Source organism: [Clostridium] scindens ATCC 35704, from assembly GCF_004295125.1.
Taxonomy (GTDB): domain Bacteria; phylum Bacillota; class Clostridia; order Lachnospirales; family Lachnospiraceae; genus Clostridium_AP; species Clostridium_AP scindens.
On the sequence record NZ_CP036170.1, the window covers coordinates 367,649 to 386,751 of the forward strand.

General features: G+C 42.8%; 20 protein-coding genes and 2 tRNA genes. 9 read left to right on the forward strand and 13 right to left on the reverse strand.

Going from position 1 to position 19,103, the window contains the following annotated elements; translation table 11 throughout:
- Positions 1-102: 102 nt before the first annotated feature.
- From HDCHBGLK_RS01810 to HDCHBGLK_RS01830, 5 genes are all read right to left on the reverse strand, one after another.
- On the reverse strand, positions 103-351 hold the full coding sequence (locus HDCHBGLK_RS01810; protein WP_009248847.1) for a MoaD/ThiS family protein: 249 nt from the start codon (positions 349-351) through the stop codon (positions 103-105).
- A 35-nt stretch (positions 352-386) separates the two neighbouring features.
- Positions 387-2,273, reverse strand: a complete 1,887-nt coding sequence (locus HDCHBGLK_RS01815) for an aldehyde ferredoxin oxidoreductase family protein (RefSeq protein WP_004605914.1) — start codon at positions 2,271-2,273, stop codon at positions 387-389.
- The gene (locus HDCHBGLK_RS01820) at positions 2,270-2,695 is read right to left on the reverse strand and encodes a 4Fe-4S binding protein (RefSeq protein WP_004605915.1); all 426 of its coding nucleotides are present in this window, start codon (positions 2,693-2,695) and stop codon (positions 2,270-2,272) included. The genes HDCHBGLK_RS01815 and HDCHBGLK_RS01820 overlap by 4 nt, the downstream gene beginning before the upstream one ends.
- A gap of 280 nt (positions 2,696-2,975) precedes the next feature.
- A tRNA-Arg gene (locus tag HDCHBGLK_RS01825) sits at positions 2,976-3,049 on the reverse strand.
- Between the two features lie 154 nt (positions 3,050-3,203).
- The gene (locus HDCHBGLK_RS01830) at positions 3,204-3,413 is read right to left on the reverse strand and encodes a cold-shock protein (RefSeq protein ID WP_009248848.1); all 210 of its coding nucleotides are present in this window, start codon (positions 3,411-3,413) and stop codon (positions 3,204-3,206) included.
- A 287-nt stretch (positions 3,414-3,700) separates the two neighbouring features.
- On the opposite strand from HDCHBGLK_RS01830, the gene HDCHBGLK_RS01835 reads away from it, so the two are divergent.
- The 5 genes from HDCHBGLK_RS01835 (at position 3,701) to HDCHBGLK_RS01855 (ending at position 7,083) form a co-directional block, all read left to right on the forward strand.
- A complete protein-coding gene (locus tag HDCHBGLK_RS01835) occupies positions 3,701-4,585 on the forward strand; it encodes a pyridoxamine kinase (protein WP_009248849.1) in 885 nt (294 codons plus the stop codon).
- 6 nt (positions 4,586-4,591) lie between these two features.
- Complete coding sequence (locus HDCHBGLK_RS01840; protein WP_004605705.1) at positions 4,592-5,122, forward strand: TIGR04002 family protein; 531 nt, start codon at positions 4,592-4,594, stop codon at positions 5,120-5,122.
- Positions 5,123-5,146: 24 nt separating this feature from the next.
- Positions 5,147-5,743, forward strand: coding sequence for a TIGR04100 family radical SAM protein (locus HDCHBGLK_RS01845; RefSeq protein WP_004605704.1), 597 nt, complete (start codon positions 5,147-5,149; stop codon positions 5,741-5,743).
- 30 nt (positions 5,744-5,773) lie between these two features.
- The gene (locus HDCHBGLK_RS01850) at positions 5,774-6,664 is read left to right on the forward strand and encodes an RluA family pseudouridine synthase (RefSeq protein WP_039909405.1); all 891 of its coding nucleotides are present in this window, start codon (positions 5,774-5,776) and stop codon (positions 6,662-6,664) included.
- A 333-nt stretch (positions 6,665-6,997) separates the two neighbouring features.
- Positions 6,998-7,083: transfer RNA gene (locus HDCHBGLK_RS01855), tRNA-Ser, on the forward strand.
- A 147-nt stretch (positions 7,084-7,230) separates the two neighbouring features.
- Here HDCHBGLK_RS01855 and larE read toward each other — a convergent pair.
- Genes larE through HDCHBGLK_RS19185 form a run of 3 tightly spaced genes read right to left on the reverse strand, consistent with a single transcriptional unit; the run spans position 7,231 to position 9,059 of the window.
- Positions 7,231-8,067, reverse strand: a complete 837-nt coding sequence (gene larE, locus HDCHBGLK_RS01860) for an ATP-dependent sacrificial sulfur transferase LarE (protein ID WP_004605702.1) — start codon at positions 8,065-8,067, stop codon at positions 7,231-7,233.
- Positions 8,064-8,831, reverse strand: coding sequence for a nickel pincer cofactor biosynthesis protein LarB (larB, locus tag HDCHBGLK_RS01865; protein WP_004605701.1), 768 nt, complete (start codon positions 8,829-8,831; stop codon positions 8,064-8,066). The genes larE and larB overlap by 4 nt, the downstream gene beginning before the upstream one ends.
- Before the next feature lie 24 nt (positions 8,832-8,855).
- Positions 8,856-9,059 (reverse strand): hypothetical protein, encoded by a 204-nt coding sequence (locus HDCHBGLK_RS19185; RefSeq protein WP_233440671.1) that lies wholly within the window; start codon positions 9,057-9,059, stop codon positions 8,856-8,858.
- Between the two features lie 229 nt (positions 9,060-9,288).
- Here HDCHBGLK_RS19185 and HDCHBGLK_RS01875 point away from each other — a divergent pair, with 229 nt between their 5' ends.
- Entirely contained in the window at positions 9,289-9,519 is a 231-nt protein-coding gene (locus HDCHBGLK_RS01875; RefSeq protein WP_004605699.1) for a helix-turn-helix domain-containing protein, read from the forward strand.
- 95 nt (positions 9,520-9,614) lie between these two features.
- On the opposite strand, the gene HDCHBGLK_RS01880 is transcribed toward HDCHBGLK_RS01875, so the two are convergent.
- Positions 9,615-10,985 carry an MFS transporter gene (locus HDCHBGLK_RS01880; RefSeq protein WP_039909403.1) on the reverse strand — a complete coding sequence of 457 codons (1,371 nt, stop codon included), beginning with the start codon at positions 10,983-10,985 and terminating at the stop codon, positions 9,615-9,617.
- Positions 10,986-11,006: 21 nt separating this feature from the next.
- A complete protein-coding gene (locus HDCHBGLK_RS01885; protein WP_004605697.1) occupies positions 11,007-12,494 on the reverse strand; it encodes a sulfatase-like hydrolase/transferase in 1,488 nt (495 codons plus the stop codon).
- Positions 12,495-13,253: 759 nt separating this feature from the next.
- On the opposite strand from HDCHBGLK_RS01885, the gene HDCHBGLK_RS01890 reads away from it, so the two are divergent.
- Positions 13,254-14,120, forward strand: coding sequence for a helix-turn-helix transcriptional regulator (locus tag HDCHBGLK_RS01890; protein ID WP_009248855.1), 867 nt, complete (start codon positions 13,254-13,256; stop codon positions 14,118-14,120).
- Between the two features lie 146 nt (positions 14,121-14,266).
- Here HDCHBGLK_RS01890 and HDCHBGLK_RS01895 read toward each other — a convergent pair whose 3' ends face one another.
- Genes HDCHBGLK_RS01895 through HDCHBGLK_RS01905 form a run of 3 tightly spaced genes read right to left on the reverse strand, consistent with a single transcriptional unit; the run spans position 14,267 to position 16,506 of the window.
- Entirely contained in the window at positions 14,267-15,376 is a 1,110-nt protein-coding gene (locus HDCHBGLK_RS01895; RefSeq protein WP_004605695.1) for an anaerobic sulfatase maturase, read from the reverse strand.
- 3 nt (positions 15,377-15,379) lie between these two features.
- Positions 15,380-15,943 carry a chromate transporter gene (locus tag HDCHBGLK_RS01900; protein WP_004605694.1) on the reverse strand — a complete coding sequence of 188 codons (564 nt, stop codon included), beginning with the start codon at positions 15,941-15,943 and terminating at the stop codon, positions 15,380-15,382.
- On the reverse strand, positions 15,940-16,506 hold the full coding sequence (locus HDCHBGLK_RS01905) for a chromate transporter (protein WP_039909402.1): 567 nt from the start codon (positions 16,504-16,506) through the stop codon (positions 15,940-15,942). The genes HDCHBGLK_RS01900 and HDCHBGLK_RS01905 overlap by 4 nt, the downstream gene beginning before the upstream one ends.
- 116 nt (positions 16,507-16,622) lie before the next feature.
- Here HDCHBGLK_RS01905 and HDCHBGLK_RS01910 point away from each other — a divergent pair, with 116 nt between their 5' ends.
- Positions 16,623-17,630, forward strand: a complete 1,008-nt coding sequence (locus HDCHBGLK_RS01910; protein ID WP_004605692.1) for a LysR family transcriptional regulator — start codon at positions 16,623-16,625, stop codon at positions 17,628-17,630.
- A gap of 279 nt (positions 17,631-17,909) precedes the next feature.
- Entirely contained in the window at positions 17,910-19,091 is a 1,182-nt protein-coding gene (locus HDCHBGLK_RS01915; RefSeq protein WP_039909242.1) for an IS91 family transposase, read from the forward strand.
- Positions 19,092-19,103: the final 12 nt, after the last annotated feature.

The following is a 19,103-nucleotide window of genomic DNA, read 5'->3' on the forward strand; positions in this document are numbered from 1 at the left end:
AAATCGGCGGCATAATGGCTAGTCTGCCGCGACATTCCCACGGAAATGTATTCTCATATGCAACAGACCTCCCGCATCGCATCCGGCATGGCCCGGGATATCCTACCCGCCTCCGCATACCGTCAGAAACCGCACTTCATCTTCCGGCTTCACTTTTGTACGATAGTTATCAAGGGACACAATACTGATTCCATTCAGGGTAATCAGGCTGCGCCTGGCCTCTTTATAGGCCAGGCGTCCGTATTTTACGCGGATGGAAGCCAGACAGCCCTTTACATCATGGATATCGAATACTTCTTCTTTCCTGCCCGTAATCTCACGGAGCGCTCCGTAATAAAATATCTTTGACATGATCCATCACCTGATTTCAAAAATTTGCAAAGTTATTACCGATGTATCTTTAATTGCCATATTTTCGCCGCCGAAGGAGTTCCATCTTCCTTCCAGCCGCGTACCTTGTAATACTTGGGAAGCATTTTATCAAGGCGCACTACTGATTTTGGATTCTTATCCTGAGGAACTTTTGCAAGGCGGTCCGGCAGGCTGTCGTCATTCACCGTCAAACCTTCCCTGTAATTATAAAGCCGCTCAATATTGTACCCTCGTTCTCCCAGCTGCATGAAGCGTCCAGTCGTCATCTTAAGCCCGGTGATATGCTTCAGCGCTTCTGCATGGGGCAGAAGGAACATGGAATTAAACGGAAGGAGCCACGGCATGAATTTCCACATGACGCCTAGAACCGGCCTGACCCATATAAGCAATTTCCCGCACAGTTTTGTAAACCAGTGGGACGGTCCCAGCCTGAATAAAAAAGACGGAATCATGCTGTAGGCAGTGAAGAGGCAGAATCCTGACGCAGAGACAGCCTCCATGGCATTCTGCATGAGCACGGTAAGTTCAGGCTTGCCTTTCGTCTCAAGAGGATCCGTGGATAAGACTCCTACCGATTCCAGCAGCGCCAGGTATCCTCCGTTCAGGTGGCATCCGCCCCTGTTGGAAGTTGCATAGCCAAGTCCCATGCCTACAGATTTTCTTGGTTCATAGGAAGCCAGTTCCAATCCTTTGGCATGAATCGCGGCGTCCTTAGCGCCATATTTTTCAGCCAGCCATTTGGAGCCGTTGGCCAGTTCGCTATAGATTCCTTCCCTGCGGGCAATCTTTTTAATCATTTCAGGAAGGCCGGCGGCGTCGCCAAAGCTTACGCCAAAGTCCGCAATTCCCCGTTCTTTTAGTTCCATGGCAAATGCAATCGTCCCGCCAAGCGAGATGGTGTCCATTCCCATAAGATCTGCGATATAGTTGATTTCATTGATCGCGTCCAGATCTGCGCTTTCGATATTTGCCCCAAACAGGCCCACCGTCTCATATTCCGGACCTTTCACATCCTTGTCATAGACCCGGACTCTTCTTTCGCACCGGATCGGGCAACTTACGCACCCCATATTCTTAACCAACTTCGTATCAGCCAATGTCTCTCCGCTGATCTCTTCGGCCTTCTCGTAAAATCCCTTCTGGAAATTCCTGGTGGGCAGGGAGCAGGTGGCATTGGCCTTCGTGACCAGTCCTGCGCTTCCATATTTGGGAAGGGAGGTTCCGGTCATCGGATGGGATTGTAAGAAATGGACCCATTTTTCTATATGTTGATCAAGTTTTTCTTTATTATAGATGCAAGGAGATTTTGTACCGTATGCCGTCACCGCTTTAATATTTTTAGAGCCCAGGACCGCGCCGGCTCCGCATCTTCCGGCCACTCTTTCGCCCGACAGGACTCCCGCGAAGCTTACCAGATTCTCACCGGCAGGACCTATGACGATGGTACCGTACTGCCGGGGGAATTCTTTCTGTACCTGTTCTGTATCCATCCCCCAGAGATGCCCGGCTTCTTTTACATGGACATTTCCATCCAGGATCTCAATATAGGAAGGAGCCTTCGACTTCCCAGTCAGAATAATCCCATCGTATCCGGCCTTTTTCAGCATCATTCCAAAATTACCGCCGCAGTTGGAGGATGCGATGCCTCCAGTCATCACATTCTTGAACGTTATATTGAACCTGCTGGAAGACGGCGCTCCCGTTCCGTTCGCCGGCCCTGTATTGATAATGATCATAGCCTCTTCCGAAAGTGGATCTATGCCTGCGGGCGTCAGATCATAGAGAAGCTTTGCCGCTAATGTCTTGCCTCCGATGTAATATCGAAATGTCTCAGCATCAATTTTAAAACGCCGTACTTTTTTCGTTGATAGGTTTATTTGCAGATAAATGGGCAGATTCATTCGGCCTCACCTGCTTTCATATAGATTGCGTGAAGCGGACATGCCGACTCACAGATTCCGCAGCCCACACATCTTTCCGGAGCCGCTAGTTCGGCAAATACGCTGATGTCTCCCCGGTAGGATGGATCCGCTATTTTCAGCGCGTCTTTTGTGCAGTTCCAGACACACATGGAACAGGCACTGCATTTTTCTCTCAGGATAACGGGCTTTTTCCATTTGCTTTTTGGGACTTGCTCCGCCTGGTTCCCGGCTTGGTCAAGAATGGCTCCCTGGCCACAGGCTCTACCGCAGACGCCGCATTCCACACAGCGCTTCTCATTAATACGATGCCTCTCTTTTAACGTCCCTTCGACCGCGCCAACGGGACACAGTTTTTTGCATAATGTACATCCGATGCACTTTTCCGTTATAAAATAGGACATTCTTTCACCTCTCACTATTATTCATAGGTCCGGGCTATCCCACTCTGCCCGGAGAAAACCGGGAATGTTCTCAAATAAAATCATTTCTCTGAAAATGCATTTTTTCTTCACCTCAGTCAATTTTCTTATTATATCATCATCTCTTTAATTAATTATAATCCTTCTGCAATTTAATTGCGCTATAAATATATATTTAACGAACTGAAATCATTAAAAATGTCCGGCATTATTCCGACGCAAAAAGACCCTTGCAGAATGTACCTGCAAGGGTCTTGCCTGACGTGGGCGAGAGGATTCGAACCCCCGACCTTTTGGTCCGTAGCCAAACGCTCTATCCAGCTGAGCTACGCCCACACGACTATGAATCATTTTCACAGCGAAATTAATTATATCCTAGTTTGTCCTTAATGTCAATATCATTTTATAAAAAAGAGGAAAAGTATGCTTTATATAAAAACAGGGCAGATAACTCTGCCCTGAAAAAGATCGTTCTGTATATTATAAACGACTAAACAGTACAAACGTTAACTGCTTTCAGCTTTCTGCTGTCTTTTGGATCTGCCTCTACATCAAAAGTCACTGCCTGACCTTCTTCAAGAGTCTTGAATCCATCGCACATAATAGCTGAAAAATGTACAAATACATCTTTGCCGTCTTCTCCTGTAATAAATCCATATCCTTTTTCTGAGTTAAACCATTTTACTGTACCATTGTTCATTAAGCGGTACCTCCATATTCTAATTTTGTGCTTTTTGGATAATAAAAAAACGGCCTTTATTCGTAAATCATGTGGAAACGACTTACAAACATAGGTCCGATTCATACATTACCCGATTACATTTATTACTATATCATGTATTGCTTTAAAAGTAAATAGAAACTTTTCAAAAAACTGGCCTGTTTGTTTTCTTTGTATCTGGACTTTTTAAGCCATCCACTTTAGTGATAGTATAGTCTACAGAAAAGCAATTGCAATCTATAATACATTAAAGGATGTGAACCGACTTGACGAAAAAGATCGCTGTAATCAATGATTTGTCCGGATTCGGCCGCTGCTCTCTCACTGCGGCCATCTCCGTCCATTCTGCCATGGGCGTCCAGGCTTGCCCGCTTCCAACCGCAATCCTGACTGCACAGACCGGCTATCCCAGCTACTACTGTGATGACTACACAGACAAGATGGAGCATTACCGCGCCGAATGGAAGAAGATGGGGCAGCATTTCGACGGCATATACACCGGCTTTGTAGCCGGAGAAGCGCAGATCCGGCAGATTTTCAACTTCATAGACACCTTCGACAGCCCGGATACATTTCTGCTGGTAGATCCAGTAATGGGGGATAATGGACGTACCTATTCTATCTTTACTCCGTCCCTCCTGGCACAGATGAGAAGGCTTGCTATGAGGGCAGATATCATTACCCCTAATCTTACGGAATTCTGTCTTCTGGCGGAAGCGGATTATAACAAGATCGCCAACTTTACACAGATAGACCAGCAGCTGTCCGCCATCCGCGCATTGGGCCAGTCGTTCTGCCAAGACGGCCCCCGTGACATCGTCGTCACCGGAATCAATTTCACGGATGCTGACGGGACGCAGCAGGTAGGCAACCTATATATGAATCATAAGGATTCTTTTTTCTGCTCTCTGCCTTATGTTGGCGGAAGCTACTCGGGCACTGGGGATTTATTCGCCTCCTGTATCAGCGCGGGGATGGCCAGAAGCATTCCTCTCCCAGACATTATGCAAACTGCCGGACAGTTTCTGGAACTGGCCATCAAGGATACCGTAGCAGATGGAATCCCCCGCAATGATGGCGTAAACTACGAGAAATACCTGTCTTGCCTAATTCCGGAATGTAACAATTTTTTTAATCATAAGGAAGGATGATGAATTATGAAAACTACCAACAGGCCCGCTGCCCTCATCACCGTCACCGGCCTATTCGCAGCAATGATCGCCTTGATGACCGCATATATTTTCCACATACCCTATGGAGCGAACGGAGGATATATCCACTTTGGAGATGCTCTGATCTATATCGCCGCCGTCCTCCTGCCCCGTCCGTATGCCTTGGCCGCAGCGGCGATCGGGGGCGGGCTTGCAGATCTCATGACCGCGCCAATGTGGGCGCCCGCGACCATATTGATCAAGATGCTTATCACGCTTCCATTTACCAGCCATAGCACAAAGATGCTGGAGATGCGCAATATAATCGCTCCGCTCCCTGCCCTTTTCCTGTCCGCAACAGGCTACTATCTGGCGGAGGGCATCCTCTTCGGCTCTTTTGCAGCGCCGCTGGCTTCTCTTGCAGGAAGCGCCATACAGTCCGGCGGAAGCGCGGTTATCTTTCTTCTTACCGCGGCAGCGCTTGACCGAATCCATATAAAAGCCAAGACACAGCAGTTTTTATTCAGCAATCACTAAGATTACAGAAGGGAAGGATATACGATGGCTGATATTTTATACACTTACAAAGACCAGGTATATGCTAATATTACCAACAAATGCAACTGCCGCTGCCGCTTCTGCATCCGAAGCCACGAAGACGGCGTAGGCGATGCAGACACTCTCTGGCACAAGACTGATCCCACACTTGAGCAGATCAAGGAAGCTATGGACGCCTTTGACTTTGCCGGCTATAAGGAACTGGTCTTCTGCGGCTATGGAGAGCCCACTTGCGCGATCGATAACCTGGTCGCTTCGGCAAAATATGCAAAAGAGAAATATGGACTGTCCATCCGGGTGAACACCAACGGGCTGGCAAACCTATACTATGGAAAAGATGTCATTCCCCTTCTTGCACAAGCGGTAGATTCCGTATCCATCAGCCTGAATGCGCCTACCAGCGAGCAGTATAATGAAGTTTCCCGCCCACAGCTTGACAACGCGTTTGAAGGACTCCTTCAATTCGCAACGGAATGCAAAGGACAAATTCCTTCGGTGAAACTTACGATTGTAGATGTGCTGCCCAAGGAGGAAATCGAGGCATGCAAGAAATTGGCCGCCTCGCTGGATATACCACTAAGAATACGCAGATATGCCTAACGGATGTCTGCGAAATATGGGGGACGGAATATGGACAGAATATTAACTTATCAGATTGGCCCTTCCGAGGGAGGGCTTCGGATTGAGCAGTTTCTCCTGCGCAGAGGATACTCGCTTCAGAATCTCACCCAGTTAAAGAAAATGAAAGAAAGCGTGCTTGTAAACGGCCAGTGGCTTCATCTGAACCGCCGTCTTACATCTGGTGACGAACTGGTGATCCACATACAGGAACATGAATCCTCCAAAAATATTCCTGCGGTAAACCTGTCTCTGGATATTGTGTACGAGGATGAGGACATCATCGTCATCAATAAGCCTGCCGGAATGCCTATCCATCCCTCCCAGAATAATTACAGGAATTCTCTTGCCAATGCCCTTGCCTGGTATTATCAGGAACAGGGGAAGGCTTTCGTATTCCGGTGCGCGAACCGGCTGGATCGGGATACTTCCGGACTCACCGTTGTCTCCAAGCATATGCTAAGCGGCAATGTTCTGTCGTCCATGGCCGCCGACAGGATGCTTCACCGGGAATACCTGGCAATCTGCAGAGGCCATATCACGCCCTCTGCCGGAACCATCCATGCTCCTTTATCACGAAAGCCCGGCTCCATTATCGAGCGCACCGTAGACTGGGAGCAGGGAGAGACAGCCATCACCCATTATTGCGTCGTAGATGAAAAGAACGGACACAGCCTCGTCTCACTTCGCCTGGAGACTGGCCGCACACATCAAATACGCATTCATATGAAACATCTGGGCTACCCTCTCATCGGAGATTATCTGTATAATCCTGACATGGAATATATTGGGAGACAGGCGCTTCATTCCCATAAGCTTTCATTCCCTCATCCAATTACCGGGGAGGATATGGAATTCATCGCGCCGCTTCCCGAGGACATGCAATCGGTGCTGGATCCATAAACCTTAACAGGCCTTTTGCCTGGCTTATGATTTTCTTAAGAATCTTTAGAAATTTTTCTGACTGTTGACATACTTACGTCACATTTATTCCTTATAATAAACTTATCAATTAAAGAAGACGGTAGTCGTACTGAGGTGTCTGTATGATTACCGGACTTCGCCTAACAATACGTAAAATTTACATAGATTTTTTCATCCCCCTTTCGGGCCGGCGCATAAGTGCCGGCTCTCTCTCTGTGCAAAAAAATGAATAATTTTTACATTAGGTATTCCCTCAGACGAATCTCTTATGCTATAATCAGTACGTGGCTTCCATCCGAAGCCATACACTATGCAGCAGTGGTCGAGTTGGCTGAAGGCGTCTGCCTCGAAAGCAGAAGAGCCGAAAGGCTCCGGGGGTTCAAATCCCTCCTGCTGCGTTATATCCTGCCAGTACATCTCTTTCGGTACATGCAGGATATATTTTTCCAATAATTTCTTCCGTTTTTTTAAGATTCTTTAGAAACATTTCCGTCTTCTGACATATCTGCTTCACATTTTCCGGCTATAATAATCATATTAGTATCTTAATCCTCCCTATCATGAGCCTCTATATTCTGATCCATGCTCCCAGACCGGAATCCTTCCAGATCAAGCGCAATATAGACATAGCCCAGGCTCTTGAGATATTCTGCAATCTCCTTTTTGTATTCCATGACCACGTCCATAGCCTGGCAGTCCACCTCGATTCTGGCAATATCGCCATGAACTCTGACCCGTACATTGTAAATCCCAAGTTCCTTAAGATAAGACTCTGCGTCTTCCACCTTACGCATATCCGCATAAGTCAGCCTGGTTCCATAAGGGAATCTGGTGGCCAGGCAAGGCGTCGAAGGCTTCTTCGCTACGGAGATCCCATATTCTTTCGCAAGCAGCCTGACCTCTTCTTTGGTAATGCAGGCGTCCGCCAAAGGACTGATGATTCCCAGTTCTCTTATCGCGCGGATACCCGGGCGATAGGCCTTAAGGTCATCCGCATTGGTCCCTTCCATTATCCATCCTGCCTGCAGCTTAGCGGCCTCGCCCTGGATCTGCTCAAACAAATGCCTTTTGCAGCGATAGCACCGGTCTGTCGGATTGTCCGCAATCTGCGCGGTTTCCAGTTCATCAATCTTAAGTATCCTGAAATCAGCCCCAATCTCTTCGGCAACCCTTTTGGCGCTTTGCGCGTCACCAGACGGGTGCATCGCCGTATGAAGGAAGACTGCATACACCTTCCGATTACTTTTTAACGCCGCTTCGCAGGCAAGTTTCAGCAGCAGGCTGCTGTCCACTCCGCCGGAAAATGCAACGATCACGTCCTTCTTGGCATAGCCTTCCATCTGTCTTCTCAGGCACTGCATCTTCTCTTCGTTCCTTTTCATTCCCTTTCCTCTTCCTGCCTTCCTCTTAATCCCAGCCTGTTTATCTGGGCCGCAATATAGCCCGCCCCGTATCCATTGTCAATATTCACCACCGAGATGCCATTGGCGCAGGAATTAATCATGGTCAGAAGGGCCGACAGTCCATGCATGCTGGCGCCATAGCCAACCGAAGTCGGGACGGCAATAACCGGCTTATCCACCAGGCCTCCGATAACGCTGGCAAGAGCGCCTTCCATGCCGGCCACCGCGATCACGCAATTGGCCCGCTGTATGGTCTCCAGCCTGGCGAGCAGCCTGTGCAGCCCGCTTACTCCCACATCGTAAACGCGCTCTACGCAGGCGCCAAAATATTCGGCCACCTGGGCCGCTTCCTCCGCTACCGGAATATCTGCCGTGCCTGCCGTACAGACGGAGATGCGGCCTGCTCTTTCCTTTCCCTCATGTTCTATCTTCAGTATTCCTGACGTCTCATCATACTGCACCTGTGCGTATTTGCTCCTTATCAGTTCATATTGTTCCCTGGATGCCCTGGTGCCAAGGACTTCCCCTTCTTCCTCATACAGCCTGCCAAAGATCGCAAGGAGATGCGCATCTGCTTTTCCGGCACAAAATACGACTTCCGGGAAACCGGAGCGTATCTTCCTGTGGGTATCTAGCTTGGCATACCCCAGATCCTCAAAAGGCTGGCGTCTCAAGGCGCCTTCTGCTTCCTCAAGGCTCAGTTCCCCCTTCTTTAACCTTTCCAGTATCTCGCGTGTCTCCATAATCTCCTCCTGTATGTATGCATGCTATTCATCCTGTTTCTTGATCTCTTTCTTAATATTTTCCCAGACTCTTTCCGACATCTCCTTATACTCCGTCTCCTCCACGCCCTCTTCCGGAATGACATACTTTTCCAAATACTCCCATTCCAGGCTGGCATACTCCGGATACCGCTCCATAAATTCCGTATATTCAACGATCCTGTCCTCTTCCAGCATCCTCCTGGCCATCTTCATATATCCATTAAAAGAAAGGCCATGATTACGATTAGTCCTTGTCCCGTACGCAAATACTACGCGTATATAATATTTAATTTTGCTTAAAGAAATCCTTATCTTATTCATACACATATTTATACCACCATCTACTGTTTTTTAATATATGATAACTCATTTTGAGTTAAATCTCAACGTGATTGGTTCAAGTATAATAATATGTTTCCGATAGGAGGGAATTTGTATGACGTATCACGAAGACTTGTATATGATTTATAGAGATCGTCTTAGGGCGCTGCGAGAAGATAGCGATCTTTCACAGAAAACTATCGCGGATTATCTCGGCATTGGTCAGACTACTTATTCCCAATACGAACTTGGCAAACGTTCCATGCCAGTAGAATATATTATCAGACTCTGCCAGTTTTATAACGTTTCCGCAGATTATATGCTTGGTTTAACAAATGAGAAATAAAGATCTATTTTCGGATATTTGCAACCAACTTGTTAATGTCTACATGACTGCCGGAGCGAATAAGTTTCTACGAACCCTATCTTACTAACCACTTATTATTTTGCTTCTATCGCTTTCTGTTCTCTTAATTTTTGATTTGCTTTTTCTACATTCAATTGTGTAAGCAGTAAAGCTACCAGAATATTAATAATCATTGGGAGCCACAGATACATAAAGTGAAGCATATTAATACAAGACTGTGACTGTACTGCCAGTTTTCCATCGAAACCACCAAAGTCAAGTAACCATCCCACAATTGCTGTGCCAAGTCCACTACCAATTTTTAATCCCATAGAAGTACAGGAATACATCGTTCCGTCAATTCTCTTTCCATACTGTAAAAATGTATGTTCAGAGCACTCAGCTACTAATGCATTTAAGTTTCCCTGCCATGGAGCCATACCAATCGCTCCAATCGCTGTACCCACCAGCATAAGAGGAACACTTCCCATATATCCTGCAATGATCACAATTCCACGTCCAGCTGCTGCAATCAAATATCCAGAGAAGTTCAACTTATAATATCCTTTATATTTTGCTACCATTGCCGGTAAAAACGCAAGACCTATAATAAGCGCCAGATTTATCGCTCCAGAAAATGTTCCGAGCAGTTCTGCTTTTCCGAGTACGTATGTCATATAGTAAATTCCACAGTTTATAATTGCCGAATATGTCTGTCTGAGGATATCAACAACAAGAATTACGATATAATATCTGTTATGTATTAACATTTTAATAGATTCAATCAAACTGTATTTTTCTTCTTCGGATTTTTCCTCTCCATTTCTCAGTTCTTCCTCTGGAAGTTCTTTTACCGAAAATACAGTCAGTGTATTAGAAATCAAGCCAATAATCGCATAAATAATTGCGATTGTTCTCCAGCCTTCTGCTCCCCCGCCAAGTTGCTTAACCAATCCTACTGTAATTGTCTGAATAAGAAAACTTGTACCAAATGCGAACATGAAGCGGATAGATCCCATCTGCACACGTTCTTTTAAATTCTTTGTTACCAGTGCTGTTAATGTGGAATATGCTATATTATTTGCTGTATAAAATCCTGCATTTAATAACAGGTAAGTAATAAAGAACCATGCATACTGAGAAGTTTTTCCTAATGTAGTCGGAACTGAAAATGCTGCAACCAGTGTAATTGCACATCCAAAATATGCACCAAACATCCATGGCCTTGCTTTTCCCATCTTGGTATGTGTACGGTCAATCATTGAACCAAAAATAACATCCGAAACACCGTCGAGTACCTTCGATGCTGCGATCAGCGAACCAATTACACCAGCCTTTAATCCAACAGTATTTGTCAGGTAAATCATAATAAACGAAGATAAGAATGCAAATACCACATTGCCTCCTATATCGCCGGAGCCATATCCTACTTTGTTATACCATTTTAAATATCTCTTTTCTTCCATCGTGTTCACTCCCCTATTCATTTAACATTTTTTTCTTACTGCTTCTTCCATCGGAAGCCCGGTATCATAATCCAATTGTCTTGGTTCATATTCTTCATTCTCTCGCTGTCTTGTATATCCTTCATTTTCCCAGTCTGGAATAAAATCGGTTCTCCACGGACGCATACTCCACTGATATCCACGGTATAAATCTCTCGTATCGTTCATATGCTGAATCAGTTTATCATGTAATGCATTGCGCTCTTCTATATACTTCTTATCTTCGATCAGGTTGTTCATCTCATATGGGTCATTTTCCAGATCATAGAATTCATCTGTATCCAGAAGATGGATGACCAGTTTATAACGTTTAGACATTACTGCTCTCATAATCTGCAGTCCACCAAATCCATCATGATCTATCTCATATCTTGTAAACTCTGTAAATACTACATCATTAATTTCTTTCTCCGGGTTCTTAATCTGTGGAAGCATACTCTTTCCTTCCAGTAATTTCGGAATCGGGAGTCCAAAATAATCCAGAATCGTTGGTGCAATATCAATATGGGATGCCATTGCGTCTTCTACATATCCCCTTTCCCCACCTTTAATAATCAATGGAATATTTGCGACTTCTTTATATGCCGCTGCATTTTTAGAAAATAATCTGTGTGCACCTAGCATATCGCCATGATCCGAAGTAAAAATGACCAGTGCATCTGGTGCAACTTCCCGGATTTTATCTAAAACTCTTCCAATTTCATAGTCCGCAAAGGAATTGCATCCCAAGAACAGTGATAATCCATCTGACGGCTGGTTAATTTCATCTTCAGTTGCATGCAGATTCTTTCCCGACCAAAGTCTCTGCATAAATGGTTTTTTTGAAAGATCATCCTGAAAGTTCGGACAACTTTCAAATTTAAATCCATCAAACATATGGTTAAACGGCTCCGGACAAAGTGATGGTCCATGTGGTTCATCATAGGATACACTTAAAAAGAAATCTTCGTCCTGATGGTTTTCTAAATATTTGATCGCACGGTCTGAACAACGATGTGCATAAGTAAATTCTTCTGAGAAACCATCTTTATAACATTCTTTTGGATCTCTGGACCTTACTTTTTCCTCATCCGTCAACTCATCCAGATATGTTTTCATATCATACCAGTATTCCGGATCCCATCCTTCTGGACATCGCCCATTTCCAAAATAATCAGATCCATCCAGATGCCATTTTCCAATATACCCACATGAAATCCCATGATTGTGCAATCTCTGTCCAATTGTTTTAACATTATCCCCCATTGCAATACTGTTCGTTACCATTCCGTTCGTATGTGGAAATGTACCAGTAAAAATTGCACTTCTTGCTGGACCGCACACCGGCTGACAGGTATATGCATTTTCATAACGGATACCTTCTTCTGCCAGACGATCCAGATTTGGTGTCTTCATTTTCGGATTTCCATAGCATCCCACCATATCTTTCCTGGTCGTATCTGTCATCAGAAATATCACTTGCTTTTTCATCTTTCATCCTCCTCGATTTCAATTTATGATTGATTCTGCCCGTCACTTAATTGCATACTCAGTATAGTACCCCGATTGTAGTATTCCTATATCAGATTATGTGTTTCGTATGGACGATTCTGCTTTTCCAAAGGCAAGCGCTTGCTGTTGGGATACAATAGATAGGTAACATAAAAAAACAAGGATTCGCTTCGATAATAATCTAAACGAAGGGAGAATCCTTGCATGTCAATCTTATCACAGCAGAAATACCAACGTCAACGAATGGTTATATATACACAGAAACATTCTAAGAACTAAGACAGATCCGAAAGAGATTAAAAAAATATCAATGGACGGATTTACTTTTGGCTTCTCAGGAATTATGTGAAAAAGATAAGTGCCTGTGAAGTTGTCAATACTTTTGACTCATTCACAGAACGTGGTTCAAGAAAACCTTCTGTTGTATAAGGCTTCAAATACGGTATTGGGGGGAAGGTAAGGGGTGAACTCGCAATCATGTATCCGGAAAGGATGCCAGAGTAGCAAAAACCGCCGGAATGCCAAGACTAAATGCATGCCCGGATTATGGATTATCTTCCGGCCGCTCTTGACATACCAGTTTATTTCTGATATGTATTAACCAAGGACTTGACAGCGGAATCCGCCGTCAAGCCCCATTAATTATCATAGAAGATCTGAATTTACAGAAACCAAAGGCAAACGCCTGCTATCTTGACAGTATTTGAATATGAATATATGCGAAAGAGAGGGACCTCTATGATTAACGTATCAGGTCACTTTAGAAACGAACGAAGATCCATTGGCTTTGAAGATCATTCCGCTTCACTGTCTGTAAATTGCTGTGGCATGCAGATCTTTAAAACTAAGGATTATACGCAGAATCGTGCAGCTGGTCGTGTAGATTACCAGTTAATCTACATCCATAAAGGAGCTGGACATTATTACCTGCACAAAAAATGGGAAAATCTGAGTGCCGGAAATATTCTGCTGTTCCGACCACATGAGCCTCAAACTTATTCTTATTATTTTGAAGAACATCCAGAAATCTATTGGATACACTTCACTGGAAATGAATGTAAAGAAATAATCCAAAAATACAACCTGCATAACTGTTATATCGGTGAACATAGTTTATTAAAAACGCTATTTCAGGAAATAATTATCGAATTACAAATAAAGAAACCCTATTTTGAAGAGATGGTGTTAAGTAATTTCCTACAGATTCTTGCTACCATCGCACGTTCTCATCAGCAGATTCTCTCTCCTCTTGAGAATGATTTTTCCATAAACCGCCTTGTAATCCAGTTGAATCAGAAATATATGGATGACTGGAACATAGAGTCTATGGCAGAGTATTGTAAACTCAGTACCGGATATTTCTCACATCTCTTCAAGAAACGTATGGGGAGTGCTCCTATGAAATATCTCACAGAACTTCGTATAGAAAAGGCAAAAGAATTGATTGCTACTAATTCCATGAATTTATCAGATATTGCTCAAATGGTAGGATTTACCGACTCCCTTTACTTTAGCCGAGTATTTAAAAAGACTACCGGAATTCCTCCAAAAGAATTCCAGCAGTCTTTGCTTACTTCAAATACTCCCGACTGGTGGGCTGATTAATATTCAGTCCACTATTTTATTTTTTCAGCATTTTCATACCTCTTGATAGTTTCGTTTACTTGTTCTACTATTGATTATAAAAATGTTATGCCTGTCTGTACATGCACAAAATTATAAGCAATATGCACTTTTTCTCTCATAAACCATCAACAATTTACACGATTTCCAAGTTCCATGATTTGTTCATAACAATGTTCAAAAAATATTTGATATCCTTCGCAAAAGTAATTCAAATATCCGGAGTCCCCCTGCTCCCGGTTTCTCATACATCCGCCTCCGCAAAGTCTGTAGTACCTGCACTTTTTACATTTTAAATCAAGCTCCATTGAACGTTCCTCAAATCCTAACTCTTTACGTTTTTCATCAATCTCTGAAATAATGTCCGTATTCAGATTTCCCAGGTAAAAGTCGTCCAGCACAAAAAAATCACAAGGATACACGCTGCCATCCGCTTCCACTACATACTGAATTCCACACTGCCCCCTCTGTTCACAGGACTCAGCCATATACCCTGCTGCCAGCCCCACATAATTTTCAAACTGTCTGATATACGGATGACATCCTTTTTTCAGGTCTTCATACCATAACCCAAATAGTTCCATCAAAAACTTTCCATACTGTTCTGGCTTAATTGAATATGCAGTTTTTCCATGTTCTTCTCCATATGGATCCAGACAGGCAATATATTGTTGGTAATGCCATCCCTGCTGCCGGTAAAACGAATAAATTTCTTTTATATTTTCAGCAATCTTTGGTGTTACCACTGTTAAAATATTATACTCCACACCATATTTATCCAGTAACTTTGCAGTCTTATTTATCCGCTCAAACGTATCTTCCCCATTCTTACTGTGACGCATAGAATTATGTATCCTGGCAGTACCATCTACTGATAATCCAACCAGGAATTGATTTTCTTTAAAGAATTCACACCATTCCTTTGTAACTGCATATCCGTTTGTCTGAAATGCATTGATCACCCGTACATGGTTTCGATTATATTTTTTCTGAAACCAGACTGCCCTCCGGAAAAACTCCAGTCCACGAAGTGACGGTTCTCCGCCCTGCCAGGTGTAGCTCGCAACACCTTCTGCCTGAAGCATTGTTCTGCGAATCAAATTCTTTAGAGTATCTTCACTCATCATTCCATAGAATTCCTGCTCTCTTTTGGCTGCTTCATCACAGTAAAAACAGTAATCACATGTCATATTGCACATCCCGGATGCCGGCTTCACTAATACACTTATATTCCTCATTCTTTATCCTCCAATGAATGATATTCCAACCTTCATAACCCCTGCCAGAACCATAACCCAGATTGGATTCATCTTGATTTTCCGAAGTAATACGATGCATACCACAAAAATCACGACCAGACTCCATTTTGTTCCTGCCAGTGCAATGGCTGCTGCATTTCCCCAAAAAGCAGTAATTAAAATAGAAATTCCTGCTGAGGCAATCATCGCAACCACTGCCGGTCTTAGAGAGTTCAATACTCCCTGCAGCATAGCCATATTCCGATATTTCAGATACAATTTCGCAATAACTGTAACAATAATACAGGATGGTAAGATGCATCCAAAGGTTGCCACCAAAGCACCTGGAATTCCCGCAATCTTGATTCCAACAAACGTAGCTGAATTAACAGCAATCGGTCCAGGTGTCATCTGCGAAATCGTAATCAGATCGGTAAATTCTGACATGCTGAGCCACTTATGCGCCGTCACAACCTGCCCCTGAATCAGCGGCATTGCTGCATATCCTCCACCAAAACTAAACATACCAACTTGTAAAAAACTAAAAAACAACTGCAGATAAATCATTTTTGTGCTCCTTTCCTTACAAGGAAAGTCCGGATTACTCCAATCATTCCACAAGTAATGACTATATATATTACATTCACGCCATAAATGCAGGACGCTCCAAATGCACCTGCCATGATCAGTAAAGATAATGCGTCTTTACTCTCAACAATTCCTGCTCCCATTTCATAAGTCACTGAAGCAATCACTGCACCAACTCCCGCCTGCATTCCTTCCAGCATCTGACTCACAAGATAGTTACTCCGAAATGCATTGTAGCAAACAGATATCACAGATATAATCAGGAATGGCGGAATAATAGTTCCAACAATTGCAACCAGCGTTCCCAACATTCCCGCCAGCTTATATCCCACCACAATTGCTCCATTCACCGCGATTGCCCCTGGTGATGACTGCGCAATCGCTACCAGATCCAGCATTTCATTTTTTTCAATCCAGTGATAATCATCTACAAACTTCTTTTTCATCAACGTAACTATTACATAACCACCGCCAAATGTAAAGGCACTTAAATATAATGTTGAAATAAATATTTTCCATAGTACTTTTTTCTTACATTTCATAACTATCTTATCTCCCTTCACCGTCTCTTAGTATATCCTCGGTTGACACTTATGTAAAATACTATTATTATATGAAATAGATAACTTTTTCATTATGTATTTTAGGAGGAACGCTTATGACATTACGGCATTTGAATATTTTTGTTTCTGTATATGAGTACAACAGTATTACCAAAGCTGCTGATGCACTTCACATTGCACAGCCTTCTGTCAGTCTGGTAATAAAAGAATTGGAAGAATATTATGGAATTCAACTATTCGACCGGATCGGGCGTGGGATTACCCCTACAGAAGCGGGAAAAGAACTTTACAGCTATGCAATTCATATTGTCTCTCTCTTCAATGAAATGGCGCAGCGTATAAAAAACTGGGATAATGTTGGAACTCTGCGTATCGGTGCTAGCATTACAATCGGTACACACATTCTTCCTGGATTAATCAAGGAATATCAGAAAGACTTTCCCTATCTCAGAATCAAGGTAACTGTAAATAAATCAGCCACGATCGAACAACATATTTTAGATAATAAAATTGATATTGGGTTAATTGAAAACCAGCCTGATCATCCCGAGATTCTCTCTCAACCGTTTATGAAAGATAATCTTTGCGCAATCGTTCCAAACGAAGATCCACTTTCTTCTAAGGCGTATATTACCCTTGAAGAACTGGCTTCACGTCCATTTCTAATGCGTGAAAAAGGAAGTGCCGGGAGAGAAATTCTGGACGCCTGCTTTTCTTTAAAAAATATTCATGTAAACCCTTTATGGGAAAGTTCCAGTACTCAGGCTATTGTAAAAGGAGTTTCTATGAATCTTGGTGTTGCTGTTCTTCCTTATCTTTTAATTAAAAGAGATATTGAAGAACATAACGTCAATTACCTGCCGTTTAAAACCCCGTTAACTCGAAATCTGAATATTATTTATCACAAAAGCAAATACCTCACCCGCAACATGCTTTCATTTATTGGACTTTGCAAAAAAGTGGGCAGGAGTCATTTGGTGTGCATCCCGTCAAGTAGACAATTGAATAAATATAAGATTAGTGGACCTGTTGACAAACTAAAGAAAAATGACTTTCTGTATGGTATACTTATTATATCAATTGCAGGAGGTTACTTTTTATGATGGGAATACAAAACGGACAAATCCAAATAATAATCCTTGATATAGATTCCATGATTCCAGAGAATCATCTTCTGAGACAGATTAAAAGTAAACGTCAGGCGTATGGTTTGACGTTTACACATTAACCAAGTTTGAACAGACTATGAATGACTAAGGGCTGACTTGCGAATGATATCCATTTTATAATAAAAATAGTGTCTTCGACACTTCAACTCCCCTGCCCCTCAATCATGAGGGATAGGGGTTTCTTTTTGCTTCATTTTGCTTCATAATGGTCTTATGAATATCTTACAAAAAATTTTTATCGAACATTATGAAGAAATGATTTATCTTCAACATCCTCGTGATGCTATTGTTGAGAATGTAGAAAAAATGATTCATTGTGGCGATCCATCTTATGGTGGCGCCATGTATATTTGTCCCAATTGTGGTAATTTCAAATTTACTGCTTTTCGTTGTCATTCTCGCTTCTGTCCAACTTGTGGTAACATGTATTCCATTGACAGAACTACTGCTATGTCTTTTAAGATTATTGATGTACAACATCGGCATTGTGTTTTTACCATTGATGATTCTTTGCGGCCTTTTTTTCTTAAAGACCGTTCTCTTCTTAACTGCCTTTTTTCGGCAGTCAACAGCGTGATTTCTCGTATGTTCCATAAAGAAAATAAATCTGAATTATTTACTCCTGGATTTATTTGCGTCCTTCATACCTTTGGCAGAGATTTAAAATGGAATCCTCACATTCACTGCCTTGTTTCTGAAGGTGGTGTTGGTAATACTCTTTCCTGGCGACACTTCAAACATTTTAACTATCATTTTTTACGTGATGCGTTCCAAACTGCTCTTTTAAATGAACTCCATCAAAAAATAGGTCCAGCTTTCAAAAAAGTAAAATCTGCTATCTATGCAAAAGATAAAAATGGTTTTTATGTTCGCGCCATGCCTAACAAGTGTAATCCTTCTCAGGTTATCAAATATATCGGTCGTTATCTTGGCAGACCTGTTATTGCTACTTCTCGCATTGATTCTTACGATGGTGATTTTGTCACCTTCCATTACAACCGTCATGAAGACAATAAACTTATTACAGAAACTGTTCCTGTTTTGGAATTCATTGACCGCTTAACACAACACATCCCTGAAAAACATTTTAAAATGATTCGCTATTATGGTATTTACGCTCGTCACCGTAATTCTGACAATTTTTTACGAAAAGCCATTTCCAGAGAAAAACATAACTTTTTTCTTTCACTCAATAGGTGGCGTGATTCAATCTTACATTCTTTTGGTTACGATCCTTTAAAATGTCCGAACTGTGGAAAAACCATGCTATTTTTAGAACTATATTTTAATCATAATCCTGTTCCTTTGCATGAATTATACGAAAAGGCTATGCAAAAACATAGATGTCGTTCGCCTGCCTCGTTTTCATATCTTCCAAAACCTCTTTTCTCATGATAAACTCAATAT

Bases quoted from the DNA above. Each gene is read 5' to 3' on its own strand.
- HDCHBGLK_RS01910 (WP_004605692.1), top strand. From the start codon at position 16,623: ATGACATTACGGCATTTGAATATTTTTGTTTCTGTATATGAGTACAAC.
- HDCHBGLK_RS01850 (WP_039909405.1), top strand. From the start codon at position 5,774: ATGGACAGAATATTAACTTATCAGATTGGCCCTTCCGAGGGAGGGCTT.
- HDCHBGLK_RS01810 (WP_009248847.1), bottom strand. From the start codon at position 351: ATGTCAAAGATATTTTATTACGGAGCGCTCCGTGAGATTACGGGCAGG.
- HDCHBGLK_RS19185 (WP_233440671.1), bottom strand. From the start codon at position 9,059: ATGGCCAGGAGGATGCTGGAAGAGGACAGGATCGTTGAATATACGGAA.
- HDCHBGLK_RS01900 (WP_004605694.1), bottom strand. From the start codon at position 15,943: ATGATTTATCTGCAGTTGTTTTTTAGTTTTTTACAAGTTGGTATGTTT.
- HDCHBGLK_RS01820 (WP_004605915.1), bottom strand. From the start codon at position 2,695: ATGTCCTATTTTATAACGGAAAAGTGCATCGGATGTACATTATGCAAA.
- HDCHBGLK_RS01895 (WP_004605695.1), bottom strand. From the start codon at position 15,376: ATGAGGAATATAAGTGTATTAGTGAAGCCGGCATCCGGGATGTGCAAT.
- HDCHBGLK_RS01905 (WP_039909402.1), bottom strand. From the start codon at position 16,506: ATGAAATGTAAGAAAAAAGTACTATGGAAAATATTTATTTCAACATTA.
- HDCHBGLK_RS01845 (WP_004605704.1), top strand. From the start codon at position 5,147: ATGGCTGATATTTTATACACTTACAAAGACCAGGTATATGCTAATATT.
- HDCHBGLK_RS01880 (WP_039909403.1), bottom strand. From the start codon at position 10,985: ATGGAAGAAAAGAGATATTTAAAATGGTATAACAAAGTAGGATATGGC.
- HDCHBGLK_RS01875 (WP_004605699.1), top strand. From the start codon at position 9,289: ATGACGTATCACGAAGACTTGTATATGATTTATAGAGATCGTCTTAGG.
- HDCHBGLK_RS01840 (WP_004605705.1), top strand. From the start codon at position 4,592: ATGAAAACTACCAACAGGCCCGCTGCCCTCATCACCGTCACCGGCCTA.
- HDCHBGLK_RS01815 (WP_004605914.1), bottom strand. From the start codon at position 2,273: ATGAATCTGCCCATTTATCTGCAAATAAACCTATCAACGAAAAAAGTA.
- HDCHBGLK_RS01885 (WP_004605697.1), bottom strand. From the start codon at position 12,494: ATGAAAAAGCAAGTGATATTTCTGATGACAGATACGACCAGGAAAGAT.
- HDCHBGLK_RS01915 (WP_039909242.1), top strand. From the start codon at position 17,910: ATGAATATCTTACAAAAAATTTTTATCGAACATTATGAAGAAATGATT.
- HDCHBGLK_RS01830 (WP_009248848.1), bottom strand. From the start codon at position 3,413: ATGAACAATGGTACAGTAAAATGGTTTAACTCAGAAAAAGGATATGGA.
- larB (WP_004605701.1), bottom strand. From the start codon at position 8,831: ATGGAGACACGCGAGATACTGGAAAGGTTAAAGAAGGGGGAACTGAGC.
- larE (WP_004605702.1), bottom strand. From the start codon at position 8,067: ATGAAAAGGAACGAAGAGAAGATGCAGTGCCTGAGAAGACAGATGGAA.
- HDCHBGLK_RS01890 (WP_009248855.1), top strand. From the start codon at position 13,254: ATGATTAACGTATCAGGTCACTTTAGAAACGAACGAAGATCCATTGGC.